General features: G+C 64.8%; 12 protein-coding genes. 6 read left to right on the top strand and 6 right to left on the bottom strand.

What is annotated here, in order from left to right; translation table 11 throughout:
• The first annotated feature begins 42 nt into the window (after window positions 1-42).
• Complete coding sequence (locus tag ACQR1D_RS19515) at window positions 43-1,803, top strand: ABC transporter ATP-binding protein/permease (RefSeq protein ID WP_315801898.1); 1,761 nt, start codon at window positions 43-45, stop codon at window positions 1,801-1,803.
• A 147-nt stretch (window positions 1,804-1,950) separates the two neighbouring features.
• On the opposite strand, the gene ACQR1D_RS19510 is transcribed toward ACQR1D_RS19515, so the two are convergent.
• The 4 genes from ACQR1D_RS19510 to ACQR1D_RS19495 all read right to left on the bottom strand — a co-directional run bounded on the left by ACQR1D_RS19510 (window position 1,951) and on the right by ACQR1D_RS19495 (window position 6,496).
• Complete coding sequence (locus ACQR1D_RS19510; protein ID WP_315801897.1) at window positions 1,951-2,946, bottom strand: TorF family putative porin; 996 nt, start codon at window positions 2,944-2,946, stop codon at window positions 1,951-1,953.
• Between the two features lie 476 nt (window positions 2,947-3,422).
• On the bottom strand, window positions 3,423-3,863 hold the full coding sequence (locus ACQR1D_RS19505; RefSeq protein WP_434839431.1) for a hypothetical protein: 441 nt from the start codon (window positions 3,861-3,863) through the stop codon (window positions 3,423-3,425).
• 75 nt (window positions 3,864-3,938) lie between these two features.
• Window positions 3,939-5,261: a glycolate oxidase subunit GlcF gene (gene glcF / locus ACQR1D_RS19500; protein WP_434839432.1), complete on the bottom strand. Its 1,323-nt coding sequence runs from the start codon at window positions 5,259-5,261 to the stop codon at window positions 3,939-3,941.
• Window positions 5,258-6,496 (bottom strand): FAD-binding protein, encoded by a 1,239-nt coding sequence (locus ACQR1D_RS19495; RefSeq protein WP_434839433.1) that lies wholly within the window; start codon window positions 6,494-6,496, stop codon window positions 5,258-5,260. Before ACQR1D_RS19495 ends, glcF begins: the two co-directional genes overlap by 4 nt.
• A 425-nt stretch (window positions 6,497-6,921) precedes the next feature.
• On the opposite strand from ACQR1D_RS19495, the gene ACQR1D_RS19490 reads away from it, so the two are divergent.
• The 4 genes from ACQR1D_RS19490 (at window position 6,922) to ACQR1D_RS19475 (ending at window position 8,391) form a co-directional block, all read left to right on the top strand.
• Window positions 6,922-7,260, top strand: a complete 339-nt coding sequence (locus tag ACQR1D_RS19490; protein ID WP_434839434.1) for a putative quinol monooxygenase — start codon at window positions 6,922-6,924, stop codon at window positions 7,258-7,260.
• Between the two features lie 417 nt (window positions 7,261-7,677).
• Window positions 7,678-7,875, top strand: coding sequence for a hypothetical protein (locus ACQR1D_RS19485; protein WP_316217142.1), 198 nt, complete (start codon window positions 7,678-7,680; stop codon window positions 7,873-7,875).
• Between the two features lie 6 nt (window positions 7,876-7,881).
• Entirely contained in the window at window positions 7,882-8,088 is a 207-nt protein-coding gene (locus ACQR1D_RS19480; protein WP_316217143.1) for a hypothetical protein, read from the top strand.
• 24 nt (window positions 8,089-8,112) lie between these two features.
• Window positions 8,113-8,391, top strand: a complete 279-nt coding sequence (locus ACQR1D_RS19475) for a Fic family protein (protein WP_316217225.1) — start codon at window positions 8,113-8,115, stop codon at window positions 8,389-8,391.
• Between the two features lie 109 nt (window positions 8,392-8,500).
• Here ACQR1D_RS19475 and ACQR1D_RS19470 read toward each other — a convergent pair whose 3' ends face one another.
• Window positions 8,501-9,127 carry a transposase gene (locus ACQR1D_RS19470; RefSeq protein ID WP_434893964.1) on the bottom strand — a complete coding sequence of 209 codons (627 nt, stop codon included), beginning with the start codon at window positions 9,125-9,127 and terminating at the stop codon, window positions 8,501-8,503.
• 1,809 nt (window positions 9,128-10,936) lie between these two features.
• Window positions 10,937-12,430, bottom strand: coding sequence for an FAD-linked oxidase C-terminal domain-containing protein (locus ACQR1D_RS19465; RefSeq protein WP_434839693.1), 1,494 nt, complete (start codon window positions 12,428-12,430; stop codon window positions 10,937-10,939).
• Between the two features lie 208 nt (window positions 12,431-12,638).
• Here ACQR1D_RS19465 and cycA point away from each other — a divergent pair, with 208 nt between their 5' ends.
• Window positions 12,639-13,034 carry a cytochrome c-550 CycA gene (gene cycA / locus ACQR1D_RS19460; protein WP_315801889.1) on the top strand — a complete coding sequence of 132 codons (396 nt, stop codon included), beginning with the start codon at window positions 12,639-12,641 and terminating at the stop codon, window positions 13,032-13,034.
• Window positions 13,035-13,091: the final 57 nt, after the last annotated feature.

Genomic DNA, 13,091 nt, shown 5'->3' with positions numbered 1-13,091 from the left:
TTCGTCAGCCTGTTAAGACCTTTTCTCAGGAGCAGCCCGTCTGTGAACAATCTGCGCTCGACCGTCGCCACCGTCTGGCGGATCGCCATTCCCTACTTCCACTCCGAGGACAAGGTCGCCGGCCGCATCCTTCTCGCCGCCGTCATTGCGATCGAACTGTCGCTCGTTGCGATCCAGGTGCTGGTGAACCAGTGGCAGAACAGATTCTTCAACGCGCTGCAGCAGTATGATTGGAACAGCTTCATCTGGGAAATCGGCGTGTTCGCCGTACTGGCGACCATCTTCATCATCCTGGCCGTCTACCAGCTCTATCTCAATCAATGGCTGCAGATCCGCTGGCGGCGGTGGATGACCGACGTCTACCTGCGCCGCTGGCTGGACAACGCCACGCACTATCGCATGCAGCTCAAGGGCGACATCGCCGACAACCCGGACCAGCGCATTGCCGACGACGTGCAGCTGTTCGTCGACAAGACGCTGAACATCACCATCGGCCTGCTCAGCTCGGTCGTCTCGCTCGCATCGTTCATGGTGGTGCTCTGGGGGCTGTCGACCGATGCCCCGCTGCAGCTGTTCGGCACCAACATCGCGATCCCCGGCTACCTGGTCTGGATCGCGCTGATCTATGCGATCTTCGGGACCCTCCTGACGCATTGGATCGGATCGCCGCTCGTCAATCTCAACTTCGAGCAGCAGCGCTACGAGGCCGACTTCCGCTTCAACCTGGTGCGGGTGCGCGAAAGCTCCGAGCAGATCGCGCTGCTGCGCGGCGAAGGCGCCGAGCAAGGTCAGCTCGGCACCCGCTTCGGCCGGGTCGTCCAGAACTGGTACCAGATCATGAGCCGGACCAAGCGGCTGACGGCCTTCACGGCGGGCTATTCGCAGGCGGCCGTGATCTTTCCCTATGTGCTGGTTGCGCCTGCCTACTTCGCCAAGTCGATCCAGATGGGCGGCATCATGCAGACGGCGTCCGCCTTCTCGACCGTGCAGGGCGCGCTGTCGTTCTTCGTGACGACCTATCGGACGCTCGCCGACTGGCGCTCGACCGTCGCCCGCCTCGACGGCTTCGACATGTCCATCGAGAGCGCCGCCAAGCTCTCGGCCGAGCCGCAGACGATCGATGTCGCCAGCCATGCCGGCGACAGCATCGAGCTCGCCCAGTTGCTGCTGAAGCTGCCGAACGGCCTGCCGCTGATCGCGGCCGACGGCTTCAGCCTCGAGAGCAGCGAACGCACGCTGCTCACCGGGCCGTCCGGCGCCGGCAAGTCGACGCTGTTCCGCGCCATCGCCGGGATCTGGCCGTTCGGCAGCGGCGCGATCAGCGTGCCCGCGCATGCCAAGCTGATGATGCTGCCGCAGCGGCCCTACTTCCCGATCGGCGCGCTCAAGGCGGCGATCGTCTATCCCGCGGCCGCCGATGCGTTCAGTGCCGAGCAGGTCAAGGAGACGCTGGTGGCCGTCGGCCTGCCGCAACTGGCGGACCGGCTGGACGAGGACCAGCACTGGAACCGGATGCTGTCGCTCGGCGAGCAGCAGCGGCTCGGCATCGCCCGCGCGCTGCTGCATGCGCCGCAATATCTGTTCCTCGACGAGGCCACGGCCTCATTGGACGAGCCGAGCGAAGCCCGGCTCTATCGGGTCATCGCCGAGCGGCTGCCGCAGACCACCGTCGTCTCGATCGGCCACCGCTCGACCCTGCACGATTTCCACGACCGCAAGGTCGAGCTGATTCGCGACGGCGACCGGTTCTCGCTGCGGCAAGCCGGACAGGCGGCCGACGCGACCACGGGTGGAGGCAGCTGAGGCGCGCGCGCCGCGGTGCCCACGCAAGGCGACTAGGAAAGGCGGCAAGACGTCCGAGCGACAGCCGGCCCCCGTCACCAAAAAGCAGAAGGGCGGCAGATTGCTCTGCCGCCCTTCGTGATCAGTCCGATCCGCCTTGGCGGGTGATTACTTCAGATTGCTCATCGCCGTCAGGTCGACCGAGAGCTTGGCGATGCCGGTCGCACCGCACCACTTCGAGCCCAGGCCAGCCGGGTTGATCGGCGTGACGTTGGTGGTGCCGCTGGCGGTGAAGTCGCTGGTGAAGGCGTTGCAATCACCCTTCGACATGTCGGTGTCGGAGTAGCGCAGGTCCAGCGTGAACACCTTGTAGGTGAAGCCGACGCCGATGTTCCAGGTGTTGTAGTCGGCATACTTGATGCCGTTCGGGAAGGCGGGAACGCCGTAGAAGGAGTCCGACGTGCCGAACCACTGACGGCCGAACTCACCCGACACGTACATGCCGACGCCGCTGGAGCCGAAGGTCGTGCTCGGGGCGGTGAACTTGCCGGTGACCGAGGCGTAGTTGCCCCAGGCGCCGGTGTTCAGGAAGTTCGGCGAGTAGAACTCGGTCACGCCGAACGTCCACATGTCGTTCACGGTGTAGTTCATCTTGCCGTAGACTTCGAAGAACGAGACGTCCTTCTTCATCACGTTCAGATTGGCCAGGGTGTTGGCCTGGCACTCGGCGCTCAGCGCCTGGCCCGCGAAATCCGTCACGGCGCCGCCGCCGTAGTAGCAGGTGCCGCCCGGATACAGATAGCCCCAGACGCCGATGTCGAAGGCGAACGCGCCGAAGGTCGGGCGGATACCGCCGTAGATGTCGATCTCGGCAGCAGCGCGGTTCGCGAACGAGATGCTCTCGCCGGCGACGCCGACGTAGAGCTGCAGGTCCTTGTTGACGTTGTAGCGCGGCTCGAAATAGGCGGCGACCGACGCCTTGTGGTTCGACTGGGTGACGCCGCGGAACACGTAGTCGTTCATGATCGCCGCGCCGAACGCGATGTCCCACGGCTCGAACGCGACCGGAGGCGGAGCCTTATAGGCCTTGACCGCCATGTCCGCCGCCGAAGCCGATCCCGAAACCATTGCCAGCGCCGTTGCCAGCAAAGCCCACTTTTTCATGACGATCCCCATCACCCTATTTCGAAAAAAGCCTGCCCCACCTTGGCCCCCCAGGGCGCAAACAAGACCGGCTGCGTCATCCAGACGCAATTTGTGCCAGGGTCCCGCCACACGTGAAGCAAAAAAGCGCGGCATCTGCCGCCTTTTTGGGCGATTTGACATTTCTACGGCAGGTAGTCGGCGCGTGTTGCATTTGAACAACAAATATCCGTGTCCGAAAGCACGCTAGGACGCACAATCGATTGTGCCGGCCCGCTGGAAACGCGGTGCCGCAAGCAAAACGGCGCAGCGCACCGGAGTCGGATTCGCCCGGCCGTAGATCTGCGGGGACGACCATTCGGACAAACAGGTCCATCGACAACAAGGGGCAGCCAACGCAGACAACGGACGCTGGCAAACGAAAAGGCCGCAGCGCAGCCGCCGCGGCCTCCCGATGTGAATTCGTCCGGCCCTGAGAATGATCCGGTCCGGAAGGATCAGTTGCTGGACGCCGTGCCCTCGCCGTCCTCGTGCTCCTCGGGCGCCGCGCTCGGCATCGCCCAGCTGGTCTCAGCAGCCGATTCGGTCTCGTGCATTTCGGGGGTCTCGACCAGCGGAGCCATCTTGGGAGCCCGCTTCTTGGCGGCCTTCTTCTTCGGCGCAGCCGGAGCCTTCGCAGCCGACGCCTTGGCCTTCTTGGCGGGAGCCTTCTTGGCCGGCGCCTTGGCCGCCTTCTTCGCCGCGGCCTTCACGGTCTTCTTCGCCTTCTTGGCCGGCGCCTTGACAGTTTTCTTGGCAGCCTTCTTGGCGGCCTTTTTCGCCGACTTCTTTGCAGCCTTCTTGGCGGACGTCTTCGTCGCCTTCTTGGCGGCCTTGGCCTGCGCCATCAGCTTCTTCTTTTCTTTCTTGTCCTTCTTCGCCTTCTTGTCCTTCGCCATCAGAAACCCTCCAGTTGCCGCCGTTCGATCAGCTCGTCCGGCGGGACGGGCCGGCCATCAGCGCGCGCCCATCCGTCAAATCATTCCTGGCCGCGGACCGCCCGTCGCCCAGTCGAGAAGCTCAACGGTGTGCACGACGGGGACGGAAGTGCCGCTGGCAATCTGCATCATGCAGCCGATATTGCCTGCCGCGATCACATTCGGCTTGACGGTCGCGATGTTGGCGACCTTGCGATCGCGCAGCTTCATCGCGATGTCAGGCTGGAGAATGTTGTAGGTCCCCGCCGAACCGCAACACAAATGACTCTCCGGTATATCTTTCACCACGAATCCGGACTTGGAAAGCAATTCTTTCGGAATGCTCGTGATTTTCTGCCCATGTTGCAGCGAGCAGGCCGAGTGATAGGCCACGACGACGTCGTCATGCTGAGTTGCAGGGGCCAGATCGAGACCGGCGAGATACTCGGTGATGTCCTTCGCGATCGCCGACACGGCGGCCGCGGGCGCTGCATATCGCGGGTCTTCGCGCAGCATGTGTCCGTAGTCCTTGATGACGGTGCCGCAGCCCGAGGTCGTCACCAGGATGGCGTCGAGACCGCCACGCTTCGCCTCCGCGGTCCAGGCGTCGACATTGCCGCGCGCCCGCGCCAGCGCGTCGGAATCCTGCCCCATGTGATGGGTCAGCGCACCGCAGCATTGCTCGTCCTTGACCAAGACGACCTCGATGCCGTGCCGGGTCAGGACGTTGATCGCAGCCTGGTTGATGCGCGGCGCCAGGGCCGCCTGTGCGCAGCCCTGCAGCAGCGCGACGCGGCCGCGCCGCGCGCCCTGCGCGGCAAACACGCTGCCATCAGCCGGCCCCGGCGGCGGCAGCGCGGCGGCGGGCGCCAGATCGAGCATCGCCCTGACGCGCCGCAGCAGGCTGGGCGCAGGTGCGCGCGAGGCGGAGGATGCCGGCAGCAGCGCCTTGAACGGCCGGCCGAGCCGCGCCAAGGTCATCGCCAGCCGGAACTCACGCGGCCGCGGCAGCACATAGGCGAGCACGGCGCGCAGCAGCCGGTCGGTCAGCGGACGCTCGTAACGCTGCTCGATTCGCACCCGCGCCTGATCGACCAGATGCATGTAGTGGACGCCCGACGGGCAGGTCGTCATGCAGGACAGGCACGACAGGCAGCGGTCGATATGCTTGACCACGTCTGATGTCGGCGCCTGGTCCTTCTCCAGCATCTGCTTGATCAGGTAGATCCGCCCGCGCGGGCTGTCGAGCTCGTCGCCGAGCAGCACGTAGGTCGGACAGGTCGCGGTGCAGAAGCCGCAATGCACGCAGGCGCGCAGGATCTTGTCGGCGACCGCGATGTCGGGATCGGCGAGCTGCGCCAGGGTGAACTCGGTCTTCATGACGCAACGCTCCGACGCAGACGGCCGCGGTTGAGAATGGTCTTGGGATCGAAGGAGACGCGAACGCGCTCCTCCAGCGCGGCGACGCCTGAGGGCTGCGGGTGGAACACGTCGACCGCGAGCCGCATCTCGTCCCACGCGCGCAGCAGGGTCGCGTGGCCGCCGGCGGCCTCGACATGCTTGCGCACCAGCCCCGCCGACGCATCGGGCTGCGGCGGCAGCGCGGCCCAGATCAGGCCCCCGCCCCAGTCATAGATCACCTCGCCGCCGGTCTGGCGCGTCAGGGCCTGCCCGATCGCGCCGCCCGACACCGGCGGACAGACGATCCGCCACACCGTCCAGGCCCCGAGCGGGCCGTTGGCGGCGAACGGCAGCACGTCGCGGACGGCGCTCCAGACTTGGGCGGAGGCGTCGTCCGCGATGATCTCGGTCGCACCGAAGGTCGCGAGCTGCCTGGCGAGCGACGCCGCCCGATGCGCCGCTGAGGCCGTGATGCCTTCGAGCCTGAGCACCGTGACCGCCTCGCGCGGCGAGCCGATCGGGCTCAGCCCGGCGACCTCCGGCCGCAGCGTCGAGGCCGGCAGATGCGCGGCTCCGGAGACGTCGAACGGCGAGCCGAGCGCCGCCGTCATCGCCCGGTTGGCCTTGAGGTCGTCGAGCCCGCGCAGCACCAGCGTGCGTTCGGCCTCCGGCCGCGGCATCACCTTCAGGGTCGCCTCGGTCATGACCGCGAGCGTGCCCCAGGAGCCCGCCAGCAGCTTGCAGAGATCGTAGCCGGTGACGTTCTTCACCACCTTGCCGCCGGTCTTGAAGCTCTCGCCGAAGCCGGAGACGGCATGCGCCCCGAGCAGATGGTCGCGCACCCCGCCGGCTCGGACCCGCCGCGGCCCGGCCAGCCCGGCCGCGATCGTCCCGCCGAGCGTGCCGCGGCCGGCGGTGCCGAGCAGCGGCCCCGTATCCATCGGCTCGAACGCGAATTGCTGGCTCTTCGAATCGATCAGCGACAGGAGATCGCCGAGCGGCGCCCCCGCCTGCGCCGTGATGATCAGCTCGTTCGGCTCGTAGGACACGACCGCGCTCAGCGCCGACAGGTCGAGCACGGCGTTGGTCGTCGTGATCTGGCCGATCTGGCGCTTGGAGCCGTGCCCGATCACGTCGAGCGGCTGCTCGCTGGCGATGGCCGCGCGAACCACCTCCTCCACATCGGCTGCGTTGCGTACTTTGAGGGCGTCCACCACTGCTGGCCTTGCTGGTTGATGATGACGATGGTCGAGCGCAACGCGCGGCCATCAGCGTTGGAGCCTTTCTAAAGCGTTGCGAGCCGGACACAAGGGCGGGCAGGACTGAACGCTCACAGGCGATCCGCATGGCGCCCCGCCGGCACCAAAGGCGGTGCGCCCCTCTCCTCGTTCTTCACGGGGCCGCGACGAGCTTCGCTAGCGCCGAGAGGGTAAGGGCAGCCGCACGGGAAGTGCCAGCCCGTAGGGCGGGTTAGCGAAGCGTAACCCGCCGGCTTTGCGAGACACATGGCGGATTACGCCTTCGGCTAATCCGCCCTACGCCGTCGTGGCACGCATCGATCATTCGTCCGCCATCGAAGGATTGGATGCCGAAACCGCGGTATCGATTCTGCACGACATCAACGAAAGGAACGATCGCAATGACCGGATATGCCAACGAGACCAGAACCGTGAGCGAGGCCGTCAGCGGCGGCGGCCTGCTGGTGGTGGCCCAATGGGAGGCCAGGTCCGGCGAGGCCGACCGCGTCGCCGAGATCCTGTCGCGCTTCCTCCCCGAAGCGCAGCGCGAGCCCGGCGCAAAACTGTTCCTGATCTCCCGCGCCAAGGAGAACCCGGCGCAGTTCCTGTTCTACGAGCTGTTCCGCGACGAAGCCGCCTTCAAGGCCCATCAGGAGAGCAATCACTTCAAGACCTACATCGCCGGCCAGGCCCTGCCGCTGCTCGCCCGGCGCGAGCGGATGCAGTACGGGCTGATGTAGCACGATCGCGCGCGGCAAAGATCCAAGCAGTTATCTGCCTCAGTCATTCCGGGACGCTCGCACAAGCGAGCGAACCCGGAATCTCGAAATTGGCTTGCGCTGACTGACGCCGAGATTCCGGGTTCAAGGCCTGCGGCCTTGCCCCGGAATGACGGCGGTTGTGACAGCAGGCAACCGCTGTCTTGACATCGGCCCTCGTGGCTGGGTTGAGCTCTCGCCATTCCAAACGCAGCCCGTAGGGCGGGTTAGCGAAGCGTAACCCGCCGACCCTTCGAGACACATGGCGGATTACGCCTTCGGCTAATCCGCCCTACGCCCTCCGTTCACTCCTTTACGGCTTCTAAGTCACCCTCGCCTATCGTCGATCTCCGATCTTCTCTTCGTGCGAGATCGCCCTGCTCATGCTAGGGTTCTGTCATGGCACCAAAGAAACCTTCGTCAAAAAACACCAAAGCCGGTGGCTTTGTGATTGGCAGCGCCCGGTTTCGCAAAATAAGCGCCGTCGAGGGGATCGAGTATTCTCCCAAGATGAAGGGCGCTTCGTCGTCGTCGGGCAAGACCCTATCCCCCGAGGAACGTCGGAAATCGATCATCGAAGCCTACCGCAAGGCTTAGGCCGCAATGTACGACGCGGTCGCCGACGAGTATTGCTATCCCGGCACGACCGTCTTGAAGAACAAGCTCGACATCCGGGACGCCGACGAACTGGCCGCTTTCGAGGCTGAGGTCAGCGATGCCAGGGCGGACGAGGAAATCCCGGCCGGCAATCTCGATTTTGAGCATTTCAAGGCTGTCCACCACCATCTCTTTCAAGATGTCTATGACTGAGCGGGAGAACCGCGCACGGTCCGAATTTCAAAAGGCGAGAGCACCTTCTGCTGCCCCGAGAATATCGAGAGAGAGGCGAAGCGGCTCTTCATGAAACTCGCGAACGACAACTTCCTGCAGGACCTTTCGCCGGAGGAGTTTGCAGAGAAGTCGGCAGAGTTTCTCGCAACCCTCAACGTGATCCATGCCTTCAGGGAAGGCAACGGCCGCACGCAGCTCTCGTTCTTTCTTCTGCTGGCAGATCAGGCCGGGTACGCCATCGATCTCGAAGCACTCGATCCGGACGCCCTTCTGCGGCCATGATTGCGAGCTTCGACGGGGATGAGGCGCCTCTCACCGCGGCCATTCAAGGGCTCATTGACGATGAGGACCCGCAAGACTTGGCGTAGCCCGGCATTGCGGCGCATTAGCATTACGGTGACAGTCCACAAAACTTGAGCAAGGCCGAGCAAGGCCTGTTGCCGGGTGCGGCGCGCTCACGCCTCCTCCGCCGGCGCGCCAACAGAGCGTCCTCGTCCTCCGGTGGGGCGGACAGCAGGCCGGCCAAGTCCGGGAACATCCGCTTCACCGGCTCGCGCGCGGTGATGCCGTCGTCGCGGTCGCGCAGATGCGCGCGCGTGCTCGACCAGACCCAGTCCTGAGGGCGCGCCACCAGCCGCGCCCGCACCGGATTGAGACTGACATAGCGCAGCGCCGCCGTCAGATGCGTCTCGTCCATCGCTACCGCGCCGAACCGCCCCTGCCAGAAATGTCCGCTACGCCGGCGGCGTGCCTGGATGGTCCCGGCGTAGACGCGATGCACCCGCGACAGCGCCCGGCGCAGCCCGTCGGCATCCGACGGCACCAGGATGAGGTGCACGTGGTTCGGCATCAGACACCACGCCCACACCGCGACGTCAGCCGCCGCGCAATGGGTCGCGAGCAGGTCGCGGTACAGCGCGTAGTCGTCGTCCCCGAAAAAGGTCCGCGCGCGGCCGTTGCCGCGCTGGGTGACATGATGCGGCACACCGGGGATGACGACGCGAGCAAGACGGGCCATGCACCACCCTGCTCGCCCGAGTGATTTGCGTCAAGTTTGGTGCACTGTCACCGTAATTTCGCAATTTCGTATTTCCCGTAATTCCAAACATTCAGCCAGGCAGATACCCAGAACGGCGGCGACGTTGACGTCGTACTCGCTCTCAACGTTTGAGTTATGTCAAGGACATCCAGAAATTGCGTGTCAGCCTATATGCTGGCGGCGTACCCGTCGTCAGCGGTTCTTCAACATCAGGAGTTGACTATGGCTAGAAGCATTGCTGTCGGTCTTATTATTCTCGCTGTCTCTACATCTGCGGCCTTGGCCGGTCATCGCACTCATCATCATGCAAGAGCCGCTGCGGTTCCGCAGGTCGGGTCGAGCGATAGTGATCGCGACGAATATGGGAATATGCGGGTTAATCCCGGAACTCCGGGCGTCAGTGGCAGCAGCGCTGCCCTACATGCAAAAACTCACCGCGATTCCCGCTACAACCCCAAGAGTGACTACAACGCAAACGGGACCATGCGGGTTGATACCGGAACTCCTGGCGTGAGCGGCAGCAATGCTGACCTACATGCCAAAACTCACCGTGATAGCGGCTACAACCCCAAGAGTGACTACAACGCAGATGGGACCATCCGGGTGCATTAGTCGTTTTCAGCTTGCGACCACGTGATCGGCCCGGAGTTGAACAGCGCTCCGGGCCTTCACGTCCACAATAGAAGCTGCTCGGGGCGAAGGCGTTTTGCCCTTCGCCCGCGAGTTCGGATTACGATATTACGGTGGATATTACGGTGACAGTCCACAAAACTTATCCTGCCCTCTCCGCGTCGGCGCTTTCGGTCCGCGCTTCGCAGGTTTGGGCACGCGCTCGGTCAGCTTCTCCATCCGGGCGAGGAAGCGTTTTGAGCGATCTCACGACATAAGAACGGCCGGCCGCAGCAAAATCGCTCGCGCGTAACAACTCATTTCGCGAGCTATTTCAAAGCGGAGCGGCAGGCCTCCTAAAACGACGAAATTTTCCTATTTCTTTTTTACAGAAATCGTGTATGACTCTCCCCATCCTACCCCGCCGAGAGGGGCGTACGCGCGGTCGTCACGATACGTGGGGTGGGGATGCGGTGGCCGTGTCGGGTCGCAGCGTGACCTCGCGTCATGCCGACGAACGATTGCGATGCGGACGTGAAATCGTGTGGGCCTGGCCTCCCGGTGCTGAGGCCAAGTCGGCGACGACGCCTCCGCGCGTCGCGTCGACGACGGGGACAAGACAGCCGATCCCCGGGGCGAGCACGTATAAGCGTTAAGACCGCCGCGCAGGGAATGCCGGATGTTCGGCTGCACCTGTGGTACCTGCCGCCTGCATTTTTTTCGCAGGCGGGCCATGGGTGAGGCCTTCACCCGGCATTCCCTGCGCCCTCTCGATTGGTTTGGAGGGCGTGTCGATCGCATCACTCGGGCGGAGAACGCCGCGGGATCGCGAGGTCGTGTCTGCTGTGGGGCCTCATGGTTCGAGACGGCGCTGCGCGCCTCCTCACCATGAGGGTTGAGATTCGAACCGGCATGCACATGGACCGTGAGCAGCCTGCTTATGGAAGGGGGCGAGAGTGCCGGCTTCGATCTGCACGGTTGATGTCGAGGGAGCGACTTGCGCCCCTCACCCTGAGGAGCCCGCCGCTAGGCGGGCGTCTCGAAGGGCGAGGCCCGTACGGTGGCCTCATGGTTCGAGACGGCGCTCGCGCGCCTCCTCACCATGAGGGTCTCCAGCGTTCGCAAGCCGCGAGTGCGAACAGGCATCAGATGACGCAGCTCCGCTCGACAGCGCCCGCCTCAAAACCGCGGCAAGTCCGGAAACGCCAGCTTGCCGCCATGCACATGCATCCGTCCCAGCTCGGCGCAGCGATGCAGGGTCGGAAACACTTTTCCCGGGTTGAGCAGGCCCTGGCTGTCGAACGCGCACTTCACGCGCTGCTGCTGGTTGAGGTCGATCTCGGAAAACATCTCCGGCATCAGGTCGCGCTTCTCGATGCCGACGCCGTGCTCGCCGGTCAGGACGCCGCCGAGCTCGACGCAGCAGCGCAGGATGTCGGCGCCGAAGGCCTCGGCGCGCTCCATCTCGCCGGGCTTGTTGGCGTCGTACAGGATCAGCGGATGCAGGTTTCCGTCGCCGGCGTGGAAGACGTTGGCGCAGCCGAGCTGGTATTTTTCCGACAGCTCGCGGATGCGCGCCAGGGCCTTGGGCAGCGCGCCGCGCGGGATGGTGCCGTCCATGCAGAGGTAGTCCGGCGAGATGCGGCCGACGGCGGGGAAAGCCGCCTTGCGGCCGGCCCAGAACAGATTGCGCTCGGCCTCGGAGGTCGAGATGCGGCAGGTGGTCGAGCCGCAGCCGTTGGCGATGCTCTCGACGCGGCCGATCAGCTCGTCGACCTCGACGCCGGGGCCGTCGAGCTCGATGATCAGCAGCGCCTCGACGTCGAGCGGATAGCCCGCATGGACGAAGGCCTCGGCGGCGTGGATCGCCGGCTTGTCCATCATCTCCATGCCGCCGGGGATGATGCCGGCGCCGATGATGCGGGCGACGCATTCCCCGGCCGCCTCCACTTCGGCGAACCCGACCATCAGGGCGCGGGCCGTCTCCGGCTTCTGCAGGATGCGCACGGTGACCTCGGTGACCACGCCGAGCAGGCCCTCCGAGCCGGTGATCAGGCCCATCAGGTCATAGCCGGCGTTCTCGGCGCACTTGCCGCCGATGCGCAGGACCTCGCCGGTCATCAGCACGAGCTCGCAGCCGAGCACGTTGTTGGTGGTCATGCCGTATTTCAGGCAGTGCACGCCGCCGGAATTCTCCGCGACGTTGCCGCCGATCGAGCAGGCGATCTGCGACGACGGGTCGGGCGCGTAATAGAAGCCGGCATGCGCCACCGCCTGGCTGATGGCGAGATTGGTGACGCCGGGCTCGGTGACGACGACGCGGTTGTCGAAATCGATCTCGCGGATGCGCTTGAACTTGCCGAGGCCGAGCAGCACGCCGTCGGCCAGCGGCAGCGCGCCGCCGGACAGCGACGTTCCCGAGCCGCGCGGAACCACCTTGATGCCCTGCTCGTGGCAATATTTCAGCACCCGCGACACCTGCGCGGTGGTCTCCGGCAGCACCACGACCATCGGCGGCTGGCGGTAGGCCATCAAGCCATCGGACTCGTAGGGCAGCATCTCGGCGGCGCTGTCGATGACGCCTTCGCCCGGCACGATTGCTCGCAGTGCAGCAACGATCTCGCCACGGCGCGCCAGCACCGCTTGATCTGCCTCCGGCATCATGATCGCCATCGCGTTCCTCCGGCCTCGATTTTGCCCCGGCCTATCAATCACAACGGAAACCGTTTGGATAGGCAGCGGATCCGCATCGACGTTTGCGGCAGAGCAACAAGCTCAGCCATTATGCTGATTTGCCTCAGCGCATCCCCGCTTGTGCCTCGCCTGAGGCCATGCCACAACCTGCGCGCAAACCCGTCTCGTAACCCACAGAGCCTGATCCATGAAGAAAATGACTTTGAGCGCGCTCGTCATCCTCGCCTCGTCGTCGCTGGCGTCTGCCGCGCTGGCGCAGGATGCGGCCGCCGGCAAGACGTCCTTCAACAAGTGCCTGCCCTGCCATTCGATCGGCGAGGGTGCGAAGAACAAGGTCGGCCCGGAACTCAACGGCCTCGACGGCCGCAAGTCGGGCAGCGCGCCGGACTACAACTATTCGGAAGCCAACAAGAATTCGGGCATTACCTGGAACGAGGCGGTCTTCAAGGAATACATCAAGGATCCGAAGGCCAAGATTCCCGGCACCAAGATGACCTTCGCCGGCATCAAGAACGAGACCGAGATCAACAACCTCTGGGCCTATGTGTCGTCGTTCGACAAGGACGGCAAGCAGAAGCAGTAAGCGGCCGCCGGCCGACCCGTCAGCTCGCCTGCAAAGCCCCGGCCGACCGCCGGGGCT

The sequence above is a fragment of the Bradyrhizobium sp. HKCCYLRH2047 genome (assembly GCF_051168175.1).
GTDB lineage: Bacteria > Pseudomonadota > Alphaproteobacteria > Rhizobiales > Xanthobacteraceae > Bradyrhizobium.
This window is presented reverse-complemented; position numbering and strand designations above follow the sequence as displayed.

Coding starts and splice junctions, on each gene's coding strand:
- ACQR1D_RS19510 (WP_315801897.1), bottom strand. CDS start 2,946: ATGAAAAAGTGGGCTTTGCTGGCAACGGCGCTGGCAATGGTTTCGGGA.
- ACQR1D_RS19505 (WP_434839431.1), bottom strand. CDS start 3,863: ATGGCGAAGGACAAGAAGGCGAAGAAGGACAAGAAAGAAAAGAAGAAG.
- glcF (WP_434839432.1), bottom strand. CDS start 5,261: ATGAAGACCGAGTTCACCCTGGCGCAGCTCGCCGATCCCGACATCGCG.
- ACQR1D_RS19490 (WP_434839434.1), top strand. CDS start 6,922: ATGACCGGATATGCCAACGAGACCAGAACCGTGAGCGAGGCCGTCAGC.
- ACQR1D_RS19485 (WP_316217142.1), top strand. CDS start 7,678: ATGGCACCAAAGAAACCTTCGTCAAAAAACACCAAAGCCGGTGGCTTT.
- ACQR1D_RS19480 (WP_316217143.1), top strand. CDS start 7,882: ATGTACGACGCGGTCGCCGACGAGTATTGCTATCCCGGCACGACCGTC.
- ACQR1D_RS19470 (WP_434893964.1), bottom strand. CDS start 9,127: ATGGCCCGTCTTGCTCGCGTCGTCATCCCCGGTGTGCCGCATCATGTC.
- ACQR1D_RS19465 (WP_434839693.1), bottom strand. CDS start 12,430: ATGGCGATCATGATGCCGGAGGCAGATCAAGCGGTGCTGGCGCGCCGT.
- cycA (WP_315801889.1), top strand. CDS start 12,639: ATGAAGAAAATGACTTTGAGCGCGCTCGTCATCCTCGCCTCGTCGTCG.